The sequence below is a fragment of the Lysobacter sp. M15 genome (genome assembly GCF_022662515.1).
In the GTDB taxonomy this organism is placed as follows: domain Bacteria; phylum Pseudomonadota; class Gammaproteobacteria; order Xanthomonadales; family Xanthomonadaceae; genus JAKPBU01.
Genome location: NZ_JAKPBV010000011.1, coordinates 312180 through 335120, shown reverse-complemented (window position 1 = coordinate 335120; position 22941 = coordinate 312180). Strand labels below are relative to the sequence as shown.

16 protein-coding genes and 1 tRNA gene are annotated in these 22941 nt (G+C 69.0%); 2 read left to right on the top strand and 15 right to left on the bottom strand.

The genetic code is table 11. The features are described from left to right. Positions 1–228: 228 nt before the first annotated feature. From MC380_RS10080 to xseA, 3 genes are all read right to left on the bottom strand, one after another. Complete coding sequence (locus tag MC380_RS10080) at positions 229–2829, bottom strand: TonB-dependent receptor (protein ID WP_242164561.1); 2601 nt, start codon at positions 2827–2829, stop codon at positions 229–231. Between the two features lie 288 nt (positions 2830–3117). Then, complete coding sequence (locus tag MC380_RS10075; protein WP_242164559.1) at positions 3118–4548, bottom strand: aldehyde dehydrogenase family protein; 1431 nt, start codon at positions 4546–4548, stop codon at positions 3118–3120. Positions 4549–4743: 195 nt separating this feature from the next. Next, complete coding sequence (gene xseA / locus MC380_RS10070) at positions 4744–6087, bottom strand: exodeoxyribonuclease VII large subunit (RefSeq protein WP_242164558.1); 1344 nt, start codon at positions 6085–6087, stop codon at positions 4744–4746. Positions 6088–6269: 182 nt separating this feature from the next. Between xseA and ispG the strand changes: the two genes are divergently transcribed. Together ispG and MC380_RS10060 are read left to right on the top strand one after the other, a co-directional pair. After that, positions 6270–7562: a flavodoxin-dependent (E)-4-hydroxy-3-methylbut-2-enyl-diphosphate synthase gene (ispG, locus tag MC380_RS10065; RefSeq protein WP_242164556.1), complete on the top strand. Its 1293-nt coding sequence runs from the start codon at positions 6270–6272 to the stop codon at positions 7560–7562. Beyond that, complete coding sequence (locus MC380_RS10060) at positions 7519–8259, top strand: phosphatase PAP2 family protein (protein WP_242103433.1); 741 nt, start codon at positions 7519–7521, stop codon at positions 8257–8259. Before ispG ends, MC380_RS10060 begins: the two co-directional genes overlap by 44 nt. Before the next feature lie 19 nt (positions 8260–8278). Here MC380_RS10060 and MC380_RS10055 read toward each other — a convergent pair whose 3' ends face one another. The 12 genes from MC380_RS10055 to MC380_RS10000 all read right to left on the bottom strand — a co-directional run bounded on the left by MC380_RS10055 (position 8279) and on the right by MC380_RS10000 (position 22924). Further along, complete coding sequence (locus MC380_RS10055; RefSeq protein WP_242164884.1) at positions 8279–9148, bottom strand: DMT family transporter; 870 nt, start codon at positions 9146–9148, stop codon at positions 8279–8281. Between the two features lie 159 nt (positions 9149–9307). Beyond that, entirely contained in the window at positions 9308–10354 is a 1047-nt protein-coding gene (gene murB / locus MC380_RS10050) for a UDP-N-acetylmuramate dehydrogenase (RefSeq protein ID WP_242164554.1), read from the bottom strand. 26 nt (positions 10355–10380) lie between these two features. Further along, positions 10381–11439: a quinone-dependent dihydroorotate dehydrogenase gene (locus MC380_RS10045; RefSeq protein WP_242103424.1), complete on the bottom strand. Its 1059-nt coding sequence runs from the start codon at positions 11437–11439 to the stop codon at positions 10381–10383. Positions 11440–11654: 215 nt separating this feature from the next. After that, the gene (locus MC380_RS10040; protein ID WP_242164552.1) at positions 11655–13190 is read right to left on the bottom strand and encodes an aldehyde dehydrogenase family protein; all 1536 of its coding nucleotides are present in this window, start codon (positions 13188–13190) and stop codon (positions 11655–11657) included. Between the two features lie 113 nt (positions 13191–13303). Further along, positions 13304–13380 (bottom strand) — tRNA-Arg (locus tag MC380_RS10035). A 38-nt stretch (positions 13381–13418) separates the two neighbouring features. After that, positions 13419–15239, bottom strand: a complete 1821-nt coding sequence (locus tag MC380_RS10030) for a carboxypeptidase regulatory-like domain-containing protein (RefSeq protein WP_242164550.1) — start codon at positions 15237–15239, stop codon at positions 13419–13421. Then, entirely contained in the window at positions 15236–17476 is a 2241-nt protein-coding gene (locus tag MC380_RS10025; RefSeq protein ID WP_242164548.1) for a DUF4175 domain-containing protein, read from the bottom strand. The genes MC380_RS10030 and MC380_RS10025 overlap by 4 nt, the downstream gene beginning before the upstream one ends. Beyond that, entirely contained in the window at positions 17473–18702 is a 1230-nt protein-coding gene (locus MC380_RS10020) for a BatA domain-containing protein (protein ID WP_242164546.1), read from the bottom strand. Before MC380_RS10020 ends, MC380_RS10025 begins: the two co-directional genes overlap by 4 nt. 35 nt (positions 18703–18737) lie before the next feature. Then, on the bottom strand, positions 18738–19652 hold the full coding sequence (locus tag MC380_RS10015; protein WP_242103429.1) for a DUF58 domain-containing protein: 915 nt from the start codon (positions 19650–19652) through the stop codon (positions 18738–18740). Positions 19653–19715: 63 nt separating this feature from the next. Further along, positions 19716–20726, bottom strand: a complete 1011-nt coding sequence (locus tag MC380_RS10010) for a MoxR family ATPase (protein WP_242103430.1) — start codon at positions 20724–20726, stop codon at positions 19716–19718. Between the two features lie 97 nt (positions 20727–20823). Next, positions 20824–21516: a DUF4159 domain-containing protein gene (locus MC380_RS10005; protein WP_242103435.1), complete on the bottom strand. Its 693-nt coding sequence runs from the start codon at positions 21514–21516 to the stop codon at positions 20824–20826. Between the two features lie 73 nt (positions 21517–21589). Continuing rightward, positions 21590–22924 carry a TldD/PmbA family protein gene (locus MC380_RS10000; RefSeq protein ID WP_242103436.1) on the bottom strand — a complete coding sequence of 445 codons (1335 nt, stop codon included), beginning with the start codon at positions 22922–22924 and terminating at the stop codon, positions 21590–21592. Positions 22925–22941: the final 17 nt, after the last annotated feature.

Here is a 22941-nt window from a genome sequence, read left to right as displayed (position 1 = left end):
TAGCGCGGCGGCTTTCGCCCAGCCAGCACAACCCGGGTCGCGGAGTTCGATCAGGGCGTATTCGGTATCCGATCGGCGTGGCGACCGAAACTGATCTGCGGGAGCGGCCTTTGATCCTGCACTGGACGGAGCGTAATCGCGACCAGGGCCGCCCCCACGAAAGGTCGCTCTCACAGATGCGAGAAGCCCCGCCGAAGCGGGGCTCTCGTTGCGGCTGCACAGCTGCGATCAGAACTTGTAACCCACGCGTGCGTAGTAGAACCCACCGTTGAATCCATATGGCGCATGCACCGGGTACTGCGCGCCGGCGACGCCGCCCCAGGGGTTGTCCTCCGGCACCTTGTCGAACAGGTTCTGCGCGCCGACGTTGAAATACAGGCCGGACGCGAACCGCCAGCCCACTTCCGCATCCACCGTCACCGCGCTGTCGCCGTAGATCGGCAGGCCGCCGTCCTCGATCGCCACGACGTCGCTGTCCAGGTGATCCTCGTAGAACGAGCCGTAGTAGTTCACGCGCAGGTTGGCCTGGAACACCTCGCGCTGGTGGTTGATGCTGAAGTAGCCCTTGGTGCTGGGCAGCGATTCCTCCAGCTTCTTGATTCGCGCCTCGCTGATGATGCCCGGGGTGAAATCGTCCACTTCGGTCTCGTTCCAGTTCGCCGCCAGCGAATAGGTGGTGTCGCCGCCGAAGTGTTCGGTGGTCCAAGTCGTGACCAGGTCCACGCCGGTGGTGGTGGTGTCGAAGTCGTTGACGAAGAAGCCCACCCGGCTAAGCGACGCCAGGTCCGGGCGGCCGCGGGCGATGAGTTCGTCGCGTTGCGCCTGGGTCACGTCGAAGTCCGTGCTGCGGGCAATGCGGTCCTGCACCTCGATGCGGTAGGCATCGGCGGTGACCAACCAGTCGCCGCTGTTGAACACCAGGCCCAGCGATGCGTTCTTCGATTCCTCCGGCTGCAGGGGCTCGGCGCCGGGGAACAGGCCTTCGAGCAACGCCGGCGGCAGCGTCGCGGTGTCGCGCAGCTCGCCGTCGATGAAGGCGGTGGTGACTTGGCTGACGTTGGCCTGGCCGGGCGTGGGCGCACGGAAGCCGGTGCTCACCGCGCCGCGCAGGGCGAAGCTGTCGGTGAAGTCGTAGCGGCCGGTGAGCTTCCAGTTGGTGGTGCCGCCGAAGTCGCTGAAGTCCTCATGCCGCACTGCCGCCGCCAGCCGGAACGCGTTGGTGAACTGGGCCTCGGCATCGACGTAAACCGCCCAGTTGTCGCGGTTGAACGTACCCACCGTGCCCGGCGCGAAGCCGGGAAAGCCGTTGGAGCCGATGCTGAAGCCCTGCTCGGTTAGCGGACCGATGGCAGTGGACGGAGTGTCGCCGCCTTCGATCTCGAACTTCTCCTCGCGCCACTCCGCGCCCATCGCCAGCGCCAGCGGTGCCACGGTGAAGCCGGTCTCGACATCCTTGCCGACGTCGAAGTTGAAATTGGTTTCGGTCTGGACGTTGCCGCCCGGCTCGAACCGCCCGCCGTCCGGCTGTACCGGCCCGGTCGAGGCGTTGACCGTATTGAGCATGAAGAAATCGATCTGGTTGCGGCCCCAGGACCCGCTCAGGTCCCAATGCCAGCCGTCGCCCCACATGCCCTTGACCCCAGCGACCACCGAGGCGTCCTTCATCAGCCCGCCGAAGCTCGGGGTGAAACCGCCGGGCAGTTGCGACAGGAAGGTGAAGCAGTTCGCCGGCAGCGCATCGACCTGCGGACCTACGACCGAATACGGAATCAGGTTGCCGTCGGCGTCGCGCAGGGCGATGGTCGGGCAGGCACCGCCGTCCAGCGAGCCGACCAGCAGGGACTGGCCGCCGTCGTTCGAATATACGCCGCCGCGGTTGGTCGGGTTGCGGTAGTAGAAGCCGCCGGTGACCTCGCGCCTGGCCAGGTTGCCGAACAGATAGGTTTCCACGTTCTCGCCGGAAATGCCCAGGTTGTAGACGAACTTCAGGTCCTCGTTGACCTCCGGCGAGCCCCAGATCTGCGCCGGATCCTGTACGTCGGGATAGCCGGCCGCAGCGACCGCCGCGGCATCGTCGCGCTGAACGCTGCGCGAAGTGGCATCGGCCTTGCGCGATTCGAAGGTGAAGGTGGCGAAGCCGTCCGAAGTCAGCGGCATGCCGAGTTGTGCGCTGGCCTGGCGGGTGAAACCGTCGCCCTCGTATTGCTGGCCGGCGAAGGCCTCGACCGTGCCGCCCTCCTCCAGCCGCTTCAGGCCGAAGTTGATCACGCCGGCGATGGCATCCGACCCGTACTGCGCTGCTGCGCCGTCGCGCAGCACCTCCACCTGCTCCAGCGCCAACGACGGGAACACCGAGATGTCCGGCCCCTGCGAGCCGTCGGACAGGCCGTGGCCGAGGAAGGTGATGACCGCAGCGCGGTGGCGGCGCTTGCCGTTGACCAGCACCAAGGTGTTGTCCGGCGGCAGCCCGCGCAGATTGGCTGGGCGGATCAGGGTGGCGGCATCGTCGATCGGGATGGTGCTGACGTTGAACGAGGGAACCAGCGTGCGCATCTTGTCCAGCACGTCGACCGAGGGCTGGTTGTGGAATTCCTCGCCGCCCAGGATGTCGATCGGCACCGACGAGCTGGCCTCGGTGCGCGGTTTGGTGCGCGAGCCCAGTACCGACACGACGTCCAGGGTCGTGGTCTCATCGGCTTGGCTGGCCGGCGGGGGCGCCGCCGGCTCCTGTGGCACGGGAGCATCCTGCGCCTGCGCCAGCGTTGAGAGGGCAAGCATCAGTCCCAGGCTCAGAGCGGATCGGGTGAAGCGGGCGGACGGCGTTGGCATGGATTTGCTCCGTAGGTATGAGTAGGCACGCTCACGCGTCGCTCCCATGGACGTGCGTTGCGCTGCCATGGACGTGACGTTCCGGAGCCCCCGCCGAGGTTTGTAGCACGCTAGTCATATATCCGGGAGAGGGAATTTCGCCTGCAAACGTTTACAGTCGAAAAAAAAAAGCGCCTGTAGCCGTGGTGTGCCCAGGCGCAGGCGCCCTTGCCCGGCCATGCGCGGCGCATCGGCGTGCGCACGGCGCACGCGACGGTCGCGAATGGGGATGGCGGGTCGAGACCCGCCCTACGGGGTGCGGATTACCAGCAGCCGCGTTTCGGTCATGTCTTCGATCGCGAAGCGCACGCCTTCCCGTCCCAGACCAGACTGCTTCACCCCGCCGTAGGGCATGTTGTCGACACGGAAGCTGGGGACGTCGCCGACGATCACGCCGCCCGCTTCGATCCGGTCCCAGGCGCGCATCGCGTGGGCGAGATCGGCGGTGAACACGCCGGCCTGCAGGCCGAAGTCGCTGTCGTTGACCCGGGCGATGGCGTCGTCGAAGTCGTCGAACGCCTCGATGCAGGCCACCGGGCCGAAGGCCTCCTTGCGGTAAAGGTCGGCGTCGTGCGGCACGTTTTCCAGTAGCGACGCGGGCAGCATGTTGTCCTTGCGCTTGCCACCTGCGAGTTGCCTTGCGCCGGATTTCAGCGCGGCCCTGACCCAGCTGTCGACGCGCCTTGCGGCGTCCTCGTCGATCATCGGCCCGATGAACACCTTCTCGTCTCGCGGGTCGCCCATCTTCAACTTGCCAACCGCCGCAGCGAGCCGCTTCACCAGCTTCGGGTAGACCGCACGATGCGCGTAGATCCGCTGCACGCTGATGCAGCTCTGGCCGGACTGGTAATAGGCGCCGAACACCAGGCGTTCGACCAGCGCGTCCAGCGGCCGGCCGGGATCGGCGTCCACGATGCAGGCCGCGTTGCCGCCCAGTTCCAGGGTCACTTTCTTGCGGCCCGCGCGCGCCTTCAGGTCCCAGCCGACAAGGCCGCCGGTAAAGCTGAGCAGGGCGATGCGCTCGTCTTCCACCAGCAGGCTGGCATCTTCGTTGGAGCACGGCAGGATCGAGAACGCTCCCTTCGGCAGGCCCGTCTCCGCCAGCACCTCGCCGATGATCAGGGCGCCGACGGGCGTTTTCGCCGCGGGCTTGAGCACGAACGGGCAGCCCGCGGCGATCGCCGGCGCGACCTTGTGCGCCACCAGGTTGAGCGGGAAGTTGAACGGAGTGATGAAGGCGCAGACACCGATGGGGACCCGCCGGGTCATGCCTCGGTAGCCACGGGTGCGCGGGGAAACCTGCAGCTCGATCACCTCGCCGCCGATGCGCGTCGCTTCGCCGGCGGCGATGCGGAAGGTATCGATCAGCCGGGTGACTTCGCCGCGCGCATCCCGGATTGGCTTGCCGGCCTCGATGCACAGGGCCAGCGCCAGCTCCTCCTGGCGTTCGCTGAATCGGCGCACGCAATGTTCGAGCACGTCGCGGCGCGCGTCGGGTGTGAAAGCCGCCATCGCCTCGCGCGCCTTGTGCGCGGCGACGATGGCCTTGCGTACTGCCACCTTGTCGGCGAACGCCACGCGCGTGGCGCGCTTGCCGGAGTACTTGTCCAGCACCTCGAGATCGGTGTTCGCCGGGAATGGCTTGTTGGCAAGGTAATACGGGTAGGTCTTCTTGAGCATGCAAGTCTCCGTGGACGCATGTTTGCAGCATCGCCGTTAAGCGCGTCTGCAGGAGCGCCGCTGTGGCGCGACGCCTCAGTTACCCGTGGGAGCGGCCTTGGCCACGATTGTTTCTTCCGGGTACGGATTGAAAGACGAAAGCATTCGCGGCCAAGGCCGCTCCCACTCCAATGCGATCGGGCCGAAGCGGCGCTCCTACAGGAGTTCGCGTTCGACGCGGACCCCCAGCACGCCATCCTGGAGCCGTGCTTCGAGCCTGTCGCCAGGCGAAGCTTCGCCGACCTTGCGCACCACGCGGCCATCAGGGTGCTGGAGGATGGCGTAGCCGCGGGCGATGGTGGACAGCGGGCTGACCGATTCCAGCGAACGGGCGAGGCTGCGCAGGCCCAGCGCCTCGCCTTGCAGGCGACGGGCGATCGCGGCCTGGGGTCGCGTGCGCAGCGCGATCAGGCGCTGGCGCAGCAGCGCGAGCCGGCGTTCGGGGTGACAGGCCCGCAGCACCGCGTCGGCATGGCGCAGGCGCGCACGCGCGGCGTCCAGCCGACGTTGCACCCCTGCCTGCAGGCGGCGCGCGGCGTCATCCTGGCGACGACACAGCAGGGCGAGCCGCGCCTGCGGTCGGGCAGCCTGCAGGCGCAGCACCGCGCGGTCCGCGCGCTGGGCGAGCTGACGCAGGCGATCCGCCTGCAGGCGATGCATGCGCCGCTGCAGCCCCAGCAGCTGCGTGGTCAGGTCGGCGCGATGCGGCACCAGCAGTTCGGCGGCCACCGAAGGCGTAGGCGCGCGCAGATCGGCGGCGAAATCGGCCAGGCTGAAGTCGGTTTCGTGGCCGACGGCCGAGACCACCGGCACCGGCGAGGCGGCGAGCGCCCGCGCCAGCTGTTCGTCGTTAAAGGCCCACAGGTCCTCCAGCGAACCGCCGCCGCGCGCGAGCAGCAGTACGTCGTAGCGTTCCGAAGCGATCGCGCGCGAAAGCATGCCGCGGATCTGCGCGGCGGCGGTCTCGCCCTGCACGGGCACCGGCAACACGTCGACCTCGACCAGCGGGAAACGCCGCGCCAGCACGCTCAGCACATCGCGCACCACCGCGCCGCTGGGTGAGGTGATCAGGCCGATGCGGCGCGGGAAGGCAGGCAGGGGCCGCTTGCGTGCATCGTCGAACACGCCGTCGGCGGTCAGCCTGGCCTTGAGCGCGTCGAACGCGCGCCGCAGCGCGCCTTCGCCGGCTTCCTCCATGTGATCGAGCACCAGCTGGTAGTCGCCGCGCGCCTCGTACAGGGTCAGGCGGCCGCGCGCGAGCACCCTCAGGCCCTCGCGCGGCTGGAACTTCAGCCATGTGCTCTTGGGCCTGAACATGGCGCAGCGCACCTGCGCGCGTTCGTCCTTGAGGGTGAAGTAGAGATGGCCGGATGCGGGTTTGGAGACGTTGCCCAGTTCGCCCTCGACCCAGATCAGCGGGAATGCGCCTTCCAGCAGGTCGCGGGCCAGGGTGTTGAGCTGGCTGGGGGTCAGCACTTCCCCGGTCGGAGCATCGGTCATCGGGTGATTGTAGGGCGGGCCCAGGCCCCCCATCGCCCGGCCTCGAACCTGGACACCCCTGCACGGCCCCGTCGCGAGGGTGGAATCGACGCCAGGCCAAGGCAGGCCGGAAACAGGCGCACGCGAATGCGGGATCGCCGCGATCCGCGAAGGCGGGCCCGGGCCCGCCCTACAATGTGCGGATGTCCGCAAGCCCGCAGCACACGCCCAGCCTGATCCATTCGCTTGCCGAGTGGACCTACGGCCCCGCGCCGCGGCGCAGGACGCGCCAGGTTTCGATTGGCGGGGTCAAGGTAGGCGGCGATGCGCCGGTGGTGGTGCAGTCGATGACCAACACCGACACCGCCGACGTCGCTTCGACCGCGAAACAGATCGCCGAGCTGTGGCGCGCCGGTTCCGAACTGGTGCGGATCACGGTGAATACCGCGGAAGCCGCCGCCGCGGTCCCGCGCATCGTCGAGCGCCTGCGCATGCAGGGGCTGGAGGTACCGGTGATCGGCGACTTCCACTACAACGGCCATCAGTTGCTGGCGAACGAGCCGGCCTGCGCCGAGGCGCTGGCCAAGTACCGGATCAATCCGGGCAATGTCGGCTTCGGCAAGAAGCGCGACACCCAGTTCGCGCAGCTGGTGGAATTCGCCATCCGTTACGACAAGCCGGTGCGCATCGGCGCCAACTGGGGTTCCCTGGACCAGGCGCTGGCGGCGCGGCTGATGGACGAGAACCACGCGCGCGCCGAGCCCTGGGACGCGGGTCGGGTGATGCGCGAGGCGCTGATCCTCTCGGCGCTGGACTCGGCGCATCGTGCCGTCGAACTGGGGCTTCCCGCCGATCGCATCGTGCTCAGCGCCAAGGTCAGCGGCGTGCAGGAGCTCATCGCGGTCTATCGCGACCTGGCCTCGCGTTCGGATTTCGCCCTGCACCTGGGCCTGACCGAGGCCGGCATCGGCAGCAAGGGCATCGTCGCTTCCAGCGCTGCGCTGGCCGTGCTGCTGCAGGAGGGCATCGGCGATACGATCCGCATTTCGCTGACGCCCGAACCTGGGCAGGCGCGCACGACCGAGGTGGTGGTGGCGCAGGAGCTGCTGCAGACCATGGGGCTGCGCGCGTTCACGCCGATGGTCACCGCGTGCCCAGGCTGCGGCCGCACCACGTCGGAGTTTTTCCAGGAACTGGCGAAGGTGGTGCAGGAACACGTGCGCGCGAAGATGCCGCTTTGGAAGATCAGCCACCCGGGCGCGGAGAACCTCACCCTGGCGGTGATGGGCTGCGTGGTCAACGGACCGGGCGAATCGCGCCATGCCAACATTGGCATCTCGCTGCCGGGCACCGGCGAGGCTCCAGCCGCGCCGGTCTTCGTCGACGGTGAAAAGAGCGTCACCTTGCGCGGTGAGAACATCGCCGTCGAATTCGTCGCGTTGATCGATGACTATGTCGAGCGGAAATTCCGGTCCGGCGCCGCACCGGGCCCCTGAGGTCGTCGCGAAAACCGTTTCCGTCGCAAAGGCGGAAACCCGGGCCGGCGAGGCCTTCCTGCAGCGCCACGGCGGACGCTTGCTGCTGTTGTTCGCCGGCCTGCTGTTGCCGCTGTGGGGCTTCGCCGAGCTCGCCGACGAGGTGCGCGAGGCGGAAGCGTTTCCCTTCGATGCGCCGATCCTGCAGCTCGCGCGCGCCATGGCGCGGGAGGGATTCGACCGCTGGTTCCTGCTGTTCTCGGCGATCGGCTACCAGTACGGCGTGGTGCCGTTCGACGTCGCGCTGGTGGCGGCGCTGGCGTGGCGACGGCGCTTCCGCGAAAGCATCTTCGCCGCCGCGGCGCTCGGCGGCTCGGCGCTGTTGAACCTCGCCACCAAGCAATTCTTCGCGCGCGAGCGGCCAAGCCTGTGGGAATCGATCTCGCCCGAGGCGAGCTTCAGTTTTCCCAGCGGCCATGCGATGGGCTCGATGACCCTGGCGGCGGTGCTGGTCCTGCTGGCCTGGCACACGCGCTGGCGCTGGCCCACGCTCGGCGCGATGGCGTTCCTGGTGGCGATGGTGGGCCTGTCACGCATCTATCTGGGCGTGCATTACCCCTCCGACATCCTCGCCGGCTGGACCGCTGCGTTGGTGTGGGCGGTGGGCTGTTACGGGCTGGCGTTCTACGGCCACCTGCGCCCGTGGGGCGAACGCTGAGCGCGGACGAGCGCTTCGTTCATTCGCCGGGTTTGACCGCCTCCACCGGCGCGCTGGTCGCCGCCCGGCGCGCCAGTTGCGCCTCGCGATGCGCGATATAGGCATTGGCGGCGAAGATGATGCCGGCGCCGAGGACGGTCCAGCGGCTGATCGCCTCGTCGAACAACAGCCAGCCGGCGAAGGCGACGATCGGCAGCTGCATGAAGCTGATCGGCGTGAGCGCGGAGACATCGCCCAGCTTCAGCGCGCGCGTCCACAGCAGCTGGCCGCCGGTGCCCATCACGCCGGTGGCGATCACCCAGAGCCAGGCCATGCCCTGCGGCCATTCCCACACCGCCAGCGCCGGCAGCAGCGAAATCGGCACCCAGAACAGATAGGTCCACAGCACGATCGTGTCGGCGGTGTCGATGCGCGAGAGCTGCTTGATCTGGATCGCGACGACCGCGCTGAGCACCGAGGCAGCCAGCGCGACCAGGCTGCCGAGGCTGAACTGCGTGCTGCCGGGTTGCACGATCACCAGCACGCCGATGAAGCCGATCGCCACGGCCGCCCAGCGGCGGGCGCGCACCTGTTCGTGCAGGAAGATGACCGCGGCGATGGTCACGAACAGCGGGGTGGAATACGACAGCGAGACCGCCTGCGCCAGCGGCAGGTTGCCGATCGCCCAGAAGCCGCACAGCATCGACGCGACCCCGATCGCGCTGCGCAGGAAATAGCGCGGCAGCTGGGTCGTGCGCAGCGACGCGAGCATCCGGCCGCGCAGCAGCGGCAGCAGTGCCAGCAGCCCGAACAGGTTGCGGAAGAATGCGACTTCGTAGGTGTCGATCGACTCCGAAGCCAGACGGATGGTCACTGCCATCAGGCCGAAGAACACCGTGCTGCCGAGCATCAGCAGCGCCGCGCGGGCGTGGGAGGCGGACGGGGAGGGTGGCACGTTGTGTCTCTTGTTCAACGAGGCGGTTCGTGGGAGCGGCCTTGGCCGCGATTGCTTTTCGCGGGAGCCATCAGGAGCATTCGCGCGCGAGCGCGCTCCCACGCGGTGGGGGACTCACCATTGCGCACCGACGATGCGCGGTTCGGGTTCGAGCGATACGCCGAAGCGGGATTGCACCGATGCGGCGACGTTGCGCGCGAGCCCGAGCAGCTCCGCGCCGCTGGCGTTTCCATGGTTGACCAGCACCAGCGCGTGCTGGTCGGCAATGCCGGCATCGCCTTCGCGCCGGCCCTTCCAGCCGCACTGGTCGATCAGCCAGGCCGCCGACAGCTTGCGCGTGTCGTCACGGTCGCCGCGAAACACCGGCAGCGACGGATGCGCGGCCTGCAGCTTGGAAGCGAACGCCACGGGCACGATCGGGTTCTTGAAGAAACTGCCGGCGTTGCCGATCCGCGCCGGATCGGGCAGCTTGCGGCGGCGGATGCGGATCACGGCATCGGCCAGCTGTCGCGGCGTGGGGCTGGCGATGCCCATGGCTGCGAGTTCCTCGCCGAGCCCGGCGTAGTCCAGATTCAGAGCAGGCCTGCGCGGCAGTTCGAATTCCACCGCGGTCACGATCCACGCATCGGCCTGTTGCTTGAACATGCTGTCACGGTAGGCGAAGCGGCAGGCGTCGCGGTCCAGGCGCAGCAATCGCCGGCTGGCGCGTTCGAAACCGATGACGGCGTGCACGGATTCACCGACTTCCACGCCATATGCACCGATGTTCTGGATCGGCGCCGCGCCCACGGTGCCGGGAATCAGAGCCAGGTTCTGCAGACCCGAGAGGCCCTGCTCCAGCGTCCACATCACGAACGGGTGCCAGTCGGCACCGGCCTGGGCGCGGACGATCGCGACATCGGCCCGGTCGTGCAGGAGTTCGACCCGGCGGCCGGTGAGCGCGAGCAGTGTCTGCTGCGGATCCGCGGCGAACAGCAGGTTGCTGCCGCTGCCCAGCACCATGGATCCGGTGTCCGCCCAGCCGCGGCCGAAGATCTCGGGCAGGGCATCGGCGTCGTCGACTTCCAGCAGCAGCGGCGCATGCGCGCGCACGCCGAAGGTATTGCGCGTGCGCAGGTCGGCGTTCTCGGTGCGGCGCACGCCGCGGACGGGATCGGTCATGTCACCGGTCAGCCTACAAAACCAGCCTACAGAACCGGGATGTTGCCGCGGCTGGGCCATTCCTTGCGTCGCCGAACCGCGTCGATGCATTCGTCGATGATCTGCGGGCCGCGGTAGATCAGGCCGGTATAGAGCTGCACCAGCTGCGCGCCCGCCGCCATCTTCTTCGCCGCGTCCGGGCCGCCGAGGATGCCGCCCACGCCGATCAGCGGAATCGCTTCGGGAAGGCGCGTACGCAGCATGCGCAGTACCGCGGTGGACTTGTCCATCAGCGGTGCGCCAGACAGGCCGCCGGTCTCGGCGGACAGCGGATGGTCCTGGACCGAGATCCGGGACACCGTGGTGTTGGTGGCGATCACGCCGTCGACCTGCAGGTCGCCCAGCACGCGCGCGCATGCGTCGATATCGTCGTCGGAAAGATCAGGCGAGACCTTGACCAGCATCGGGACGCGCTTGCCGTGCTGCGCGCCCAGGCGTTCCTGCGCTTCGCGCAGGGTGCCGACCAGGCGGCGCAGGGCCTGTTCCTCCTGCAGTTCGCGCAGGCCGGCGGTATTGGGCGAGGAGATGTTGATGGTCACGTAGTCGGCCAGCGGGTAGACCCGCTCCAGGCACACCAGGTAATCGCGTTCGGCCGATTCGTTGGGCGTGTCCTTGTTCTTGCCGATATTGATGCCCAGCAGCCCATCGCCCTTGCGGCGCGCGCGGCCCACGTTTTCGACCAGCGCGTCGACGCCATCGTTGTTGAAGCCGAGCCGGTTGATGATCGCCTGGTGCTGCGGCAACCGGAACATGCGCGGTTTCGGATTGCCCTCCTGCGGACGCGGCGTGACCGTTCCGACCTCGATGAAGCCGAAACCGAGACCGAGCAGCGCATCGACATGCGCGCCGTTCTTGTCCAGGCCCGCCGCTAGCCCGACCGGGTTGGGAAAGTTCAGGCCGAACGCGCGGGTCGGGAAGGCCTGCGGCCTGCGCGCCAGCAACGGGGTCAATCCCAGGCGATAGGCGGCCTCCAGCGACGACAGCCCGATCGCGTGCGCACGCTCCGCATCGAGGCCGAACAGGAAGGGACGTGCCAGGGAATACATCGGATGTGTCGTCGCAGCCGGGCGGGGGGACGGCCTTCACATTATTGCCCGAAACGGGCGGCAGGGCGGAGTTCCGCTCGTCGAAGGACGCCATTTGCTGCTGCGATCCCGACGTCCAACCCGTGGGAGCGGCCTTGGCCGCGATTGCTTCGCGCCAGTTCCAGCCTCGGCTGAGGTATTCGCGAGCGGACTCGCTCCCACCGCCATCGCTGGCGTCAGAGGTCGAACTTGATTCCCTGCGCCAGCGGCAGCGCGTCGGAATAGTTGATGGTGTTGGTCTGCCGGCGCATATACGCCTTCCATGCATCCGATCCGGATTCGCGGCCGCCGCCTGTTTCCTTCTCGCCACCGAACGCGCCGCCGATCTCGGCGCCGGAGGTGCCGATATTGACGTTGGCGATGCCGCAGTCCGAACCCGACGCAGCCAGGAATGCCTCGGCCGCCTTGAGGTTGGTGGTGAAGATCGCCGAGGACAGGCCCTGGGGCACCGCGTTCTGCAGTTCGATCGCTTCGTCCAGGGTGCCGAACTTCATCACGTACAGGATCGGCGCGAAGGTCTCGTGCTGCACGATCTCGGCATCGTTGGACAGGCCGGTGACCAGGGTCGGCAGCACGAAATTGCCCTTGCGATCGGACAGCGCGGCGCCACCGCTCTCGATCGTGCCGCCGGCCGCCTTGGCCTTTTCGATGGCGTCGAGGAATGCGTCTACCGCGTCGCGGCTGTTGAGCGGTCCCATCAGGTTGGCCGGATCGGTGGGATCGCCGATCCTCGATTCGACCTGGGCGTAGGCGGTCTTGAGCTTGCCCAGGACATCCTCGTAGATGCTTTCGTGCACGAACAGCCGCCGGGTGGTGGTGCAACGCTGGCCGGCGGTGCCGACCGCGCCGAACACGATCGCGGGGATCGCCAGTTTCAGGTCAGCGGTCGCATCGACGATGATCGCGTTGTTGCCGCCCAGCTCCAGCAGGCTGCGGCCCATGCGACGCGCGACGCGCTCGCCGACCGCGCGACCCACCTTGGTCGAACCGGTAAAGCTGACCAGGGCAATGCGCCTGTCGTCGACGAAGGCGGACGCCAGCTCAGAGCCGGCGTCGTTGAACAGGTAGAACAGGTCGGGGAAGCCACCCTTGCGCAGGGCTTCGTTGCAGATCTTCATCGATGCGATCGCCGACAGCGGCGTCTTCGGTGACGGCTTCCAGATCGAAATGTCGCCGCACACCGCTGCAACGAAGCTGTTCCAGGCCCAGACCGCGACCGGGAAGTTGAACGCGCTGATGATCCCGACCAGACCCAGCGGCTGCCATTGCTCGTACATGCGGTGGCCGGGGCGCTCGGAATGCATGGTCAGGCCGTAGAGCTGGCGCGACAGGCCGACCGCGAACTCGCCGATGTCGATCATCTCCTGCACCTCGCCATCGCCCTCGGGCTTGCTCTTGCCCATCTCCAGCGCGACCAGGGAACCGAGCGCGTCCTTGTGCGCGCGCAGTGCGTCGGCGCACAGCCGGATCGCCTCGCCGCGGCGCGGCGCCGGGGTTGTGCGCCAGACCTTGAAGGCAGCCTGGGCACGCTCGACGATGAGGTCGTAATCGGCCTGCGAGGACGCCTGCACCCGGGCGAGCACGCTGCCGTCGGTGGGGTTGACCGGTTCGAGCACGCCAGCGTCGCTGGTCTTCGACCATTCGCCGTTGCCCAGGTAGGTGCCGGATTCGGTCGCGCCCAGGCCGAGGGCGGTGAGGACGGGATGAGACATGGGGGACTCCAGGAACGAGAAACGAGTAGAGAGAAACGAGGAACGAGTGGACAGGCGAGGCAAGGGTGGCGACCCACCCGTTCCCCACTCCTGTCCACTCGTTCCTGCTTCTATGGCGGCCCCGATACGATTCGAACGTACGACCTGTCCCTTAGGAGGGGACCGCTCTATCCAGCTGAGCTACGGGGCCAAGGGGCGCAATTATCGCAGGACACTGTCCGCACTGCCTCAGGAGCTGGGTTCGCCGGCGGCCATGGCCCGCAGCCCGTGGCGGGAGCGTTCGAGCCACCACAACAGGCCGGTCAGCACCAGCCAGCCCATGAACCAGGGCCAGCGCGGCCCGGTGATCAGCGAGGTGTCCGCCCCGCCGGAGGCGTCCGGTGCGCCGGCCAGCAGCCGGGTCGCGTCGCGTGTGGCCGCTGCGCGCAGCGCGGGCGCCTCGCCGGCGGCCGGGATGAAGAATGGCGTGTCCTGTCCCTGCTGGTGGAGCCGGTGCCAACCGGGCGTATCGGCCCAGAAACCGGCGCAGAGCCTGCCCCGGACTTGATCCGAGGCCGCGGGGCCAGTGCGCGGATCGACCTGCAGCCGCACGCTCCGCTGGTCCGGCGTAGCCACCAGCGCCCCGCTGCGCAGGCCGCAGGCCACGCTGCGTTCACCAGGCGGCGCGACGGTGATCGTCGGCGCGGGTTCGCCCTGCGCGGCGCGCGCGAGCACGCTCGCCAGCCGGCTCCAGAGCTCACCGTGCGCGTCCGTGCGCCCGCCCAGCGCAAGCTGGTAGCTGTCGTCGAACGCGGCGATGCCGATCCGCCCGCGGCCGCGTGCGCGCCAGACCGACAGCGGTGTGCCCGCCGCATCGGCGAGCGCCACCACGGCATCCCCGGCCGACACCTGTAGCGGGCTGCGCATGATCGTCGGCAGCGCATCCACGGCGTCGCCCGCCCGCGCGAATCCCGCGCCCAGGCGGACTTCGCGCCGCGGCACCCCGGACGTGGCGAAGCCGAGCGCGCGCAGCGTCGGGTGTTCGCCCGGACCGGCGGCGGCGGACAGGCGCAGGAGCAGGCCAAGGCCGCGATCGACCGCCGCCAGGACCGTGCCGCGCTGGCCGGCGCCCAGCGATCGCCAGCTGCGTTCGTCGACGACCAGCAGATCGAGCTTGTCGAGGGAACTAGGGGCAAGCGCGGGCGCACGGCTGGCGATCTGCAGGCCCGCGCCCAGGTCGATCCGCGTCTCCAGCGCCATGCCCGCGTCCATCGCCCAGCGGCGCAGGAATTTCAGTTCCGCGTTCGGCGCCCCGGCCAGCACCAGCATCCGCAGGCGTCGGGCAGGCAGGATCTGCACGGCGATGGCGACGCGCTCGGCGATCCGCCCGCGCCCGTCGCGCAGGCGCAAGGTGTAGCTCGCCAGTCCGGCGCTGCGCGTGCTGCCGTGCAATTCGAATCCGCCGGCATCGTCCAGGACGGCCCAATCCAGCCGTCGCCCCGCCGGATCCAGCAACTCCGCGCGTGCACCCGGCAATGCGTTCGCGCGACCGCGCACCGCGAAGCTGCGCCCGGCGGCGACGGCGCCCGGCCGTTCCAGCTCGACCAGCCCGGCGGGCAGCGGGGCGGGATGGAACCGCAGCGCGCGGCCTTGCAGGGCCTCTCGGTCGCGCTCCACCAGGCCGGCGCCGACCACGTGGATCGTGCGCGTGGCCGGGTAGCGCCGCAGCGCAGTGGCAAGGTCCGGCACCCGATCCGCACCCCGCCAGCGTGTGGGAACCGTTCCCGCTTCGGGAAGTGCGATCACCCGGCCCGGCGTGGAGACGGATGGGGTCTTGCCGGCGTCCGCGGTCAGCACGGTCAGCGCGCCGGCCGGTGCCGGTGCTGCGGGCGGGAACAGGGTGAAGTACAGCAGGGCAGCGCTGGCGGCCTGCCCGCCCAGCAGGAAGGTCGCGCGCCAGGCCTGGGGACGCACCGTCGCGGTGGCGCTGCTCCAGCGCAGCAGCATGCGCAGCGTCGCCAGGGTCACCGCCAGCGCAAGCAGCGACGCAATCATCACCGGCAGGCTCATGGACGCGCCTCGCGACCGAGCGCATCCAGGTAGGCGTCACCGATCTGGCCGGCGCGCTCGCGCGGCGCCGGGGCGGCGGACGGGCGGGCCAGCAGCGGCCAGAGCTGCGTGCGCAACCGGTCCCGGCAGGCCGCGCATGCCGGGTCGCGCCGCAGGGACTGGATCGCCGCCGCGATCGCCAACGGATCGCCGCCTTGGACCTCGCGGCTCGCCATCCAGCGCGCCAGTGCGTCGAGGTCGACGCGCGCTGCGGCGCCGTCCGCGGTGGGCGCTAGCGCGAGCCATGCGTTGGCGATGGTGGGATCCGGCGCCGTCGCCGCGCGCATCGGGTCCGTGCGATCTGCGAGACCCGCGCGCTCCCCACTCAGGCGCCGGCCGGGGTCGATCGGCGGCAGGTCCACGCCCACCTTCGCCAGGTAGATGCGTTCGGACTGCTGCACGCGCTTGATGAAGTCGAGCGCGCGGTAGGCGTAGGGCAGGGCGGCTTCGGGCTTGGCCTGTCGCAGGTTGACCTCCGACTGCCACATCTCGTCGAGCGCGGCGCGCAGCAGTTCGCGCGTCTTCGGGTCCAGCAAGGTCGCAGCTTCGGGTATGTCGTGGGTGTGGCCGAAACGTTCGAGCACCTGCTGTTCCTCGCCGAAGCCGGCCTGTCGCTGCGCCGGTGCGCCGTCATCGTGATCGTGGCCGTCGCCGGGCGCGTGGGTGTCCTCACCCTCGGCTGCCGCTGCCGGTTCCGGAGCATCGTGAGTGGTCGGCGCGGCCGGGTCATTGGTCGGCAGGTCGGACTCGTGTCCGGATTCTTCGGCGGGTGCGTCGCTGGTGGGCAGCTGCGGCGCGCCTTCGCTTTCCTCGCCCAGGAACTGCCCGTAGCGCAGGCGCAGCAGGCGCTGGTCCACGCCGATGGTGTCGGAACGCTGCAGGTACTCGTCCGCGGTGATGCGCGGTTTTTCTTTCAGCAGTGCTTCGGCGTCGATGATGATCTGGCGCTGGCTGCGGAAGTAGGCCGGCATCACCTTCTTCATCATCCCGTCCAGTCCGGCGGCCTGCTCCTGGACTTCGGGCGGCCAGCGCAGGATCAGGCTCGGGCTGGCCACCTCATGCGGCCTGGGCGCCTGCAGGTCGGACACCACCAGCTGCACGATCAGGTCGTCGCCCGGTACTAGCCCGAGCGCGCCCAGCGCGAAGGTATGCCCGTAGCGCCGGCGCTTGCCGGTGCCGGTACCGCGCAACGTCAGCGCCTGCTCCTTCGAGGTGATGTTCTCGCCGCTGCCCTCGGTGCGGATCACGCGCAGGCGCGCTGTGGACGCGAGTCCGTAATCGTCTTCGGCTTCGAACGCGACCGTCCAGTTGCGCTGGCCGGTCTGCACCGTGCTGAGGGTGCTTGCCGGCTGCAGCACGCGCACGCGCGGCGCGCGATCGGCGATGGCGTCGATGCGGTGCATCTGCGGCTGGCCGTCGCGGCCCGGTTGCGCAGGCTCGACGGTGTACAGCAGGCCGCGCTCGACGCGGCGGCGCGCGCGCCAGGCGCCATCGTTGTCGCGCCGCAGCGGCAGCCGTTGTCCGTCCAGGAAGACAAGCGCAGCCTGGGCCGGCTCCGGCGCGAAGCGCAGCGTCCAGCGCAGCTCGGTGCCGACCGGTACCCGTGCCGAAAGCGCATCGATGCGACGCACGGGCAGGCCCGTGTATCCGGGCGGGTGAATTTCCAGCTGCCGCGCGATCAGGCGCGGCGGTGCGCCGCTGGACGACGCGGCGTCCGCACGCTGTGCCCCAGGGGTCGTGGTGCCCGGCTCCGATCGGGGCCACAACAGGACTGCCGACAGCGCGATGGTGGCGAGCAGGGCGGAGACCGCAAGCGCGCGAGCGTCCCATGGAATGCGCAGCTCGGGCGCGGGTCCCCGTTCGATGCGCGTCTGCAGGCGCACGCGTTGCAGCGCCGGCAAGGCACCGCTCGCCGGCTGCAGTCCGAGCAGCAAGGCTGCGCTGTCCTCCATGTCCGGTCGGCGTGCATCCAGGGTGCGGGCGAGCCAGCGCGCATCCATCGCGCGCATGCGGCGCCAGGCATGGAGCGTCGACACCAGCAACACGGCCACGAGCCCAAGCCAGGCGAGTGTCGCGCCCGTTCGCCAGATCAATGCGCCGGCCACCGCGACCCAAGGCAGCGCCGCCAGCGCGATGCCGAATAGCGCGTGACGGCGCGCGCGCTGGTGCGCCTGCCGCAGGATGGCATCGGACCTCATGCGGCCTCGCTCCGGCGCCTGCCGCTGGCGAGCAGGCGCTCGAGCAGGAACAGCCCGGCGACAAGCCAGACCAGCCATGGCGCGAGCGGGCGTGGGCGTTCCGGCCAGGGATCGACTCCGGTGCGCGGCGCGTATCCGGACGCTTCGACCCGCGCAGGTTGCGCAGGTGCTTGCGCGAACAGATCGCGCAGTTGCAGCGGAAAATCGGCGTCCAGCAATCCGGGCATCGCCGCCGGCAGCAGCGGGCGTTCCAGCTTCAGCGCGCGTCCTTTTCCAAAGCCGATCGCGCGCGCCAGTGCGCCCTGGTCATCGCGCCAGACGATGGGCGCATCGCGTGGAAAGTCCGGCCACTGCGCATCATGGTCGAGCAGGACCTGGCCGCCGCTTGCAACCCAGTCCCGGATTGCATCAGGTGCAGGCCCGGGGACGAGCCATACGAGCGCCCGCGCGCCCGCGTTGAGCGGCTGGTCCGCAGGCGCGATCGACATCGCCGCGTCGAGTCGCGGTGCGCGATCCGCTGCGGGCTGGTCGGCGCGCGTCCAGGCCATGCCCGCCGCACGCAGGTAGCGCAGCGACGCGATGCGATCTGGCGCATGGCGCACCTGCAATGCGAACGGCGCGATGCGGCTACGGGCTGGAGAATTGGCATCGTCATTCGCTGGTGCCGAGACGATGCGCCAGTCGACCCGGCGACTCAGCAGCGGACGCTGCGCGTCCGCACCGTCGAGCACGGCGGGAACGAGCACGGTCAGCGGCGTGCTTGCCGGAAGCTGTGCATCGAGTTCGCGCAGCAGGCTGGCGAATGGTGCTGGCTCCGCGGAACTGGTTGCCGCCGCAGTCTTGTCGACCGGTTTCTCCGGTTCCAGCTGCGGAAACCCGGGGGCAATCCACAGCCAACGCGCGTCGCCCCCGATGGGTTGCGCGCGTGCCGCGGCGATGTCCACCCCGGGCGCCACCGCGACGCGCGGTCGGCGATCGGGTCGCCCGAACAGCACCGGCAGTGCCAGCAGCAGCGCCAGCGCGGCCAGCAGCAGCAGGCGGACCAGCATCAGCAGCAATTCCTCGAAGCGATGCCTGCGGCGCGGCTGCGGCAGCGCCTTCAGCCAGCGCAGCGCGGCGAACGGCACCACCCGTTGCTCGCTGCGGCGCGCCAGGTGCACCAGCAGCGGCAGCAGCAGCGCGGCCAGCGCGGTCAGGCCGATCGGCAGCAGCAGGAGCATGCTCATTCGAAGACGTTCACCGGACGCGATCCATCACGCACTCAGCCGCCCGGCCGTGCGAGAAACAGCTGCCGCAAAGGCGCGTCGAGCGGTTCGTCCAGCACGTAGCGGGCATGGCGGATGCCCGCGGCCGTCAGACGCGAGACCAGGGCTCGCTGCGCCGCGCCGAAGCGCTCGAGGAAATCGGCGCGTACCCGATCGCCGTCGCTAAGGACGTCCTCGCCGGTTTCCGGGTCGCGGAAGCGGTGTCCGCCGTGGAACGGGAAATCGCGCTCGCCCACGGTCAGGATCTGGATCGCCAGCACCTCGCGGCGCGCGGCGGCGAAGCGCTCCAGCAGCTGCGGCGTGGCTTCATCGAACGTATCGCCCAGTGACAGCACCAGGCTGCGTGCGCGGATCGCTTCCCAGAGCGGACGCAGCTGAGCTTCGTCCGGCCACGCGCCCGACGCCCTCAGCGCCTGCAGCGCGAGCAGGCAGCGGTCGCGCTGGCGCGGGCCGCTGCCCAGCGGCGTGACCTGCAGCCCGGCGCCGCTGATCGCGGCCAGGCCGAAGCGATCGCCCTGGCGCAGCGCCAGTTCGATGCAGCAGGCGGCCAGCGCCTTCGCGGCCTCCAGCCGCGACCAATGCGGCCGCGATTCGTCGGCCTGCGACATCGAGGCGCTGGTGTCGATCAGCAACCAGACGTCGAGCGGGCTGTCGCGTTCGGCTTCGCGCACGAAGAACCGATCGGAGCGCGCATACAGTTTCCAGTCGATCTGGCGCAGCTCGTCGCCGGGTTCGTATGCGCGGTACTGCGCGAATTCCAGGCCCGCGCCGCGGCTCGGGCTGCGGTGCAGGCCGAAGCCCTGTGCGCCGCTGGCGCGGCGCGCCGATAGCTGCAGGTCTTTCAGCCGCGCGCGCACGTCCGCCGGGATCAGGTCGGTGGGGGCGAGCTTGCTCGATTCTTGAGTAGCCATGACTGGCGTCAAGGGCAGTCGCGGCCGAGGCCGCTCCCACATCGGTGTCGCATGCCTCGCATGTCAGGCTGCCGGTGGCGGCATCGCGCGCAGCAGCGCGGCGACCACGTCGTCCGCAGTCCGGCGCTCGGCTTCGGCCACGAACGACAGCAACAAGCGGTGTCGCATCACCGGTGCGGCAAGCGCGATCACGTCCTCGCGGGTCGCGGCCAGGCGCCCGTGCAGCAGGGCCCGCGCCTTGGCCGCGAGCACCAGCGACTGTCCGGCACGCGGGCCTGCGCCCCAGCGCACCCATTGGTTGACCTCGGGCACGCCCGCGTCTGCCGATCCCGGTGGATGCGGACGAGTCGCGCGCACCAGGCGCGTGATCCAGGTCAGCAGCTCGTCGCCCAGGTGTACTTCGCGCACCCGCGCCTGCAGGCCGAGGATGGCTTCGCCGTGCATGACCCGTGGCACCTCGGGCTGCGGGCGACCGGTGGTCTGTTCGATGATGGTGCGTTCTTCCGCCTCATCGGGATAGTCGACCTTGACGTGCAGCAGGAAGCGGTCGAGCTGCGCTTCGGGCAGCGGATAGGTGCCGGACTGTTCCAGCGGGTTCTGGGTGGCGAGCACGAAGAATGGCGCGGGCAGGGCATGGGTCACGCCGGCATAGCTCACCGTGCGTTCCTGCATCGCTTCCAGCAGCGCCGCCTGGGTCTTGGGCGGGGTGCGGTTGAGCTCGTCGGCCAGCAGCAGGTTGGTGAACACCGGGCCGCGCTGGAACTTGAACATGCGATGGCCGGTGCCGTGATCCTCTTCCAGGATTTCGGTGCCGAGGATGTCGCTGGGCATCAGGTCCGGGGTGAACTGGACGCGCCGGAACTGCAGGTCCAGCGCCTGTCCCAGCGAGCGCACCAGCAGGGTCTTGCCCAGGCCCGGGACGCCTTCGAGCAGGCAGTGGCCGCCGGCCAGCAGTGCGATCAGCAGCTGCTCCACGACATCCTGCTGGCCCACGATCGCGGTCGCGATCGCATCGCGCAGCGTGGCCAGCTGCGCGAGTTCGCGCTGGATGTCGGCTTCGGTGGGGGTGTTCATCGGCATTCCATCGGTCATTGTTGTTGTAGGAGCGCCTCTTAGGCGCGATCGCAGGATGGGGCAACGCGGTCGCGCCTAAGAGGCGCTCCTACAGTGGTCAGGCGGTGAGCGCGTAGATCACGATGTTCACCGCCAGCTTGGTGTTGTCCTCGGCCAGGAACCGCCGGTTGCGCCAGTCGTAGTCCCATTCGCAGCCATAGTCCTTGTTGCTGTAGAGCACGCCCAGGCGCCCGTCGATCTCGATACCCTTGAGGTAGTCGTGCACCAGATCGTCGCCCCAGCCGTTGAGTTCGAACGTGGTCGCGGGCGGGCCGTCCTTGAAGGTGAAGAAACTTCGGTAGATGGCGTGGTCGTTAGGCAGCTTGCGCAACGCCTTCGGTCCGAAGATCGACGCCATCTGCGCCTCGAACGACTTCGCGAACAGACCGTCGATGTCGTGGTTGCAGTCGTCGACGAACACGAAACCGCCGTTGCGCACGTAGCGCTCGAAGTTGCGGCGCTCGGCCGGGTTGAATTCCACCAGCTTGTGCCCGGCCAGGTAGCAGAACGGCGCCTGCAGCATCTTCGGGTCGGCCAGCGCGACAACGCGCTCGTCCGGATCCACGCGCAGGCTGGTGTAGTCGATCAGCGAGGTGATCAGGTTCGAGGGCATGCGCTGGTCCACGTCCCAGTCGCCCGAGTCGTAGCGCAGCCGGGTGAACCAGAAGTCGTACTGCGCCGCGTGTACGGCCGGCAACGCGGCCGCTGCCGCGGCGCCCGCGATCAGGCGCAGCGCGTCGCGGCGGTTCATGTCGGATCCGCCCTCCCGCCGCCCAGCACGGGAGGGTGGCGGCGCGTCATCCGCTGCGGCGCGCCGGCATGGGTCACACCGCGTCCGACAGCGAGGTGAAGGTGAAATCGCGCAGCTTCATCGGCGGGATCATCATGGCGAAGTTGGATTCGTCGCCGCTGACCCGGATCGGCTTGCCGAATTCCTCGACGTTGTTGAGCATGATCACCGGCGATTCGTTGAAGCGGAAATTCTTCAGCGGGTACTTGATCTCGCCGTTCTCGATGTAGAACGTGCCGTCGCGGGTCAGGCCGGTGAGCAGCACCGTCTGCGGGTCGACCATGCGGATGTACCAGGTGCGGGTGACCAGGATGCCCTTGTCGGTCTCGCGCACCAGGTCGGCCGTCGACTTGGTGCCGCCGGACATGATCAGGTTGCCGGGCGTCGCGGTCTCGGGCTTGCCCTGCTTCTTGGCCCAGTAGCGCGAGTAGTTCAGCGCCGCGACCTTGCCCTTGTCGATGATCGGCATGCGCGTGCGCGGCAGGCCCTCGTCGTCCCACGGCTCCACCGGCACGTCCGCGTCCCACGGATCGGCCCACAGGCTCACGCGAGGGTCGTATACCTGCTCGCCGAGCTTGTTGCCGCCGCCTTTCTTCGACAGGAAGCTGCGGCCTTCGTCGGCCTGGCGCGCGTCGAAGAAGAACATCATGAACGAGACCAGGCCCGCGGCCGCATGCGGCTCCAGGATCACGGTGTACTTGCCGGGTTCCAGTGCCCTGGCGTTCGAGGACTCGCGCGCCTTGCGGGTGGCGATGGCGATCGCGTCGCCGGCGTCGAACTTGCCGATGTCGGTGACGTTGCGCCCGACCCAGCCCGATCCGCTGCCGTCCTCGGTCCGCACGGTGCAGGTGTAATCGGCGCTGGTGGAGGTCTGGTAGCCGAAATTGCCGTTGCTGTTGGCGAAAGCGGTGAAGCTCTGCGCATCCTGCAGGAAGCCGGCGGCGATCAGATTGTCCTTCTTGGCGGCGGCGATGGAATCGGCCGCAATCCTGGCGCGGAATTCGGGCGTGATCGCGGCGGTGGCCGCGCTGAAGGTGTCGGTCGGCTTGTAGGTCTGTTTGCCGATGGCCGGCATGAACTCCGGGTTCTCCGGGGCCAGCCGCGCCAGGTCCTCGGCGCGACGCACAACGCGTTCGAGCGCGGCGTCGTCGAACTCATTGATCGTCGCCGTGCCGACACGCTTGCCGAAAGCGACCTGCACCGCAAGTTCGGTGTCGTCGACGATGCCGCTGGTGGACACGTTGTTGAGCGCGAAGCGGATGTTGCCCGCAGTGCTGCCGGTCAGCTGCGCGGTGCATTCGTCGGCCTTCGACAGCGCAACCACCTTGTCCAGGATGGCCTTGGCGCGCTCTTCGGTGAACATACCCATTGCGAATTCTCCAGAGA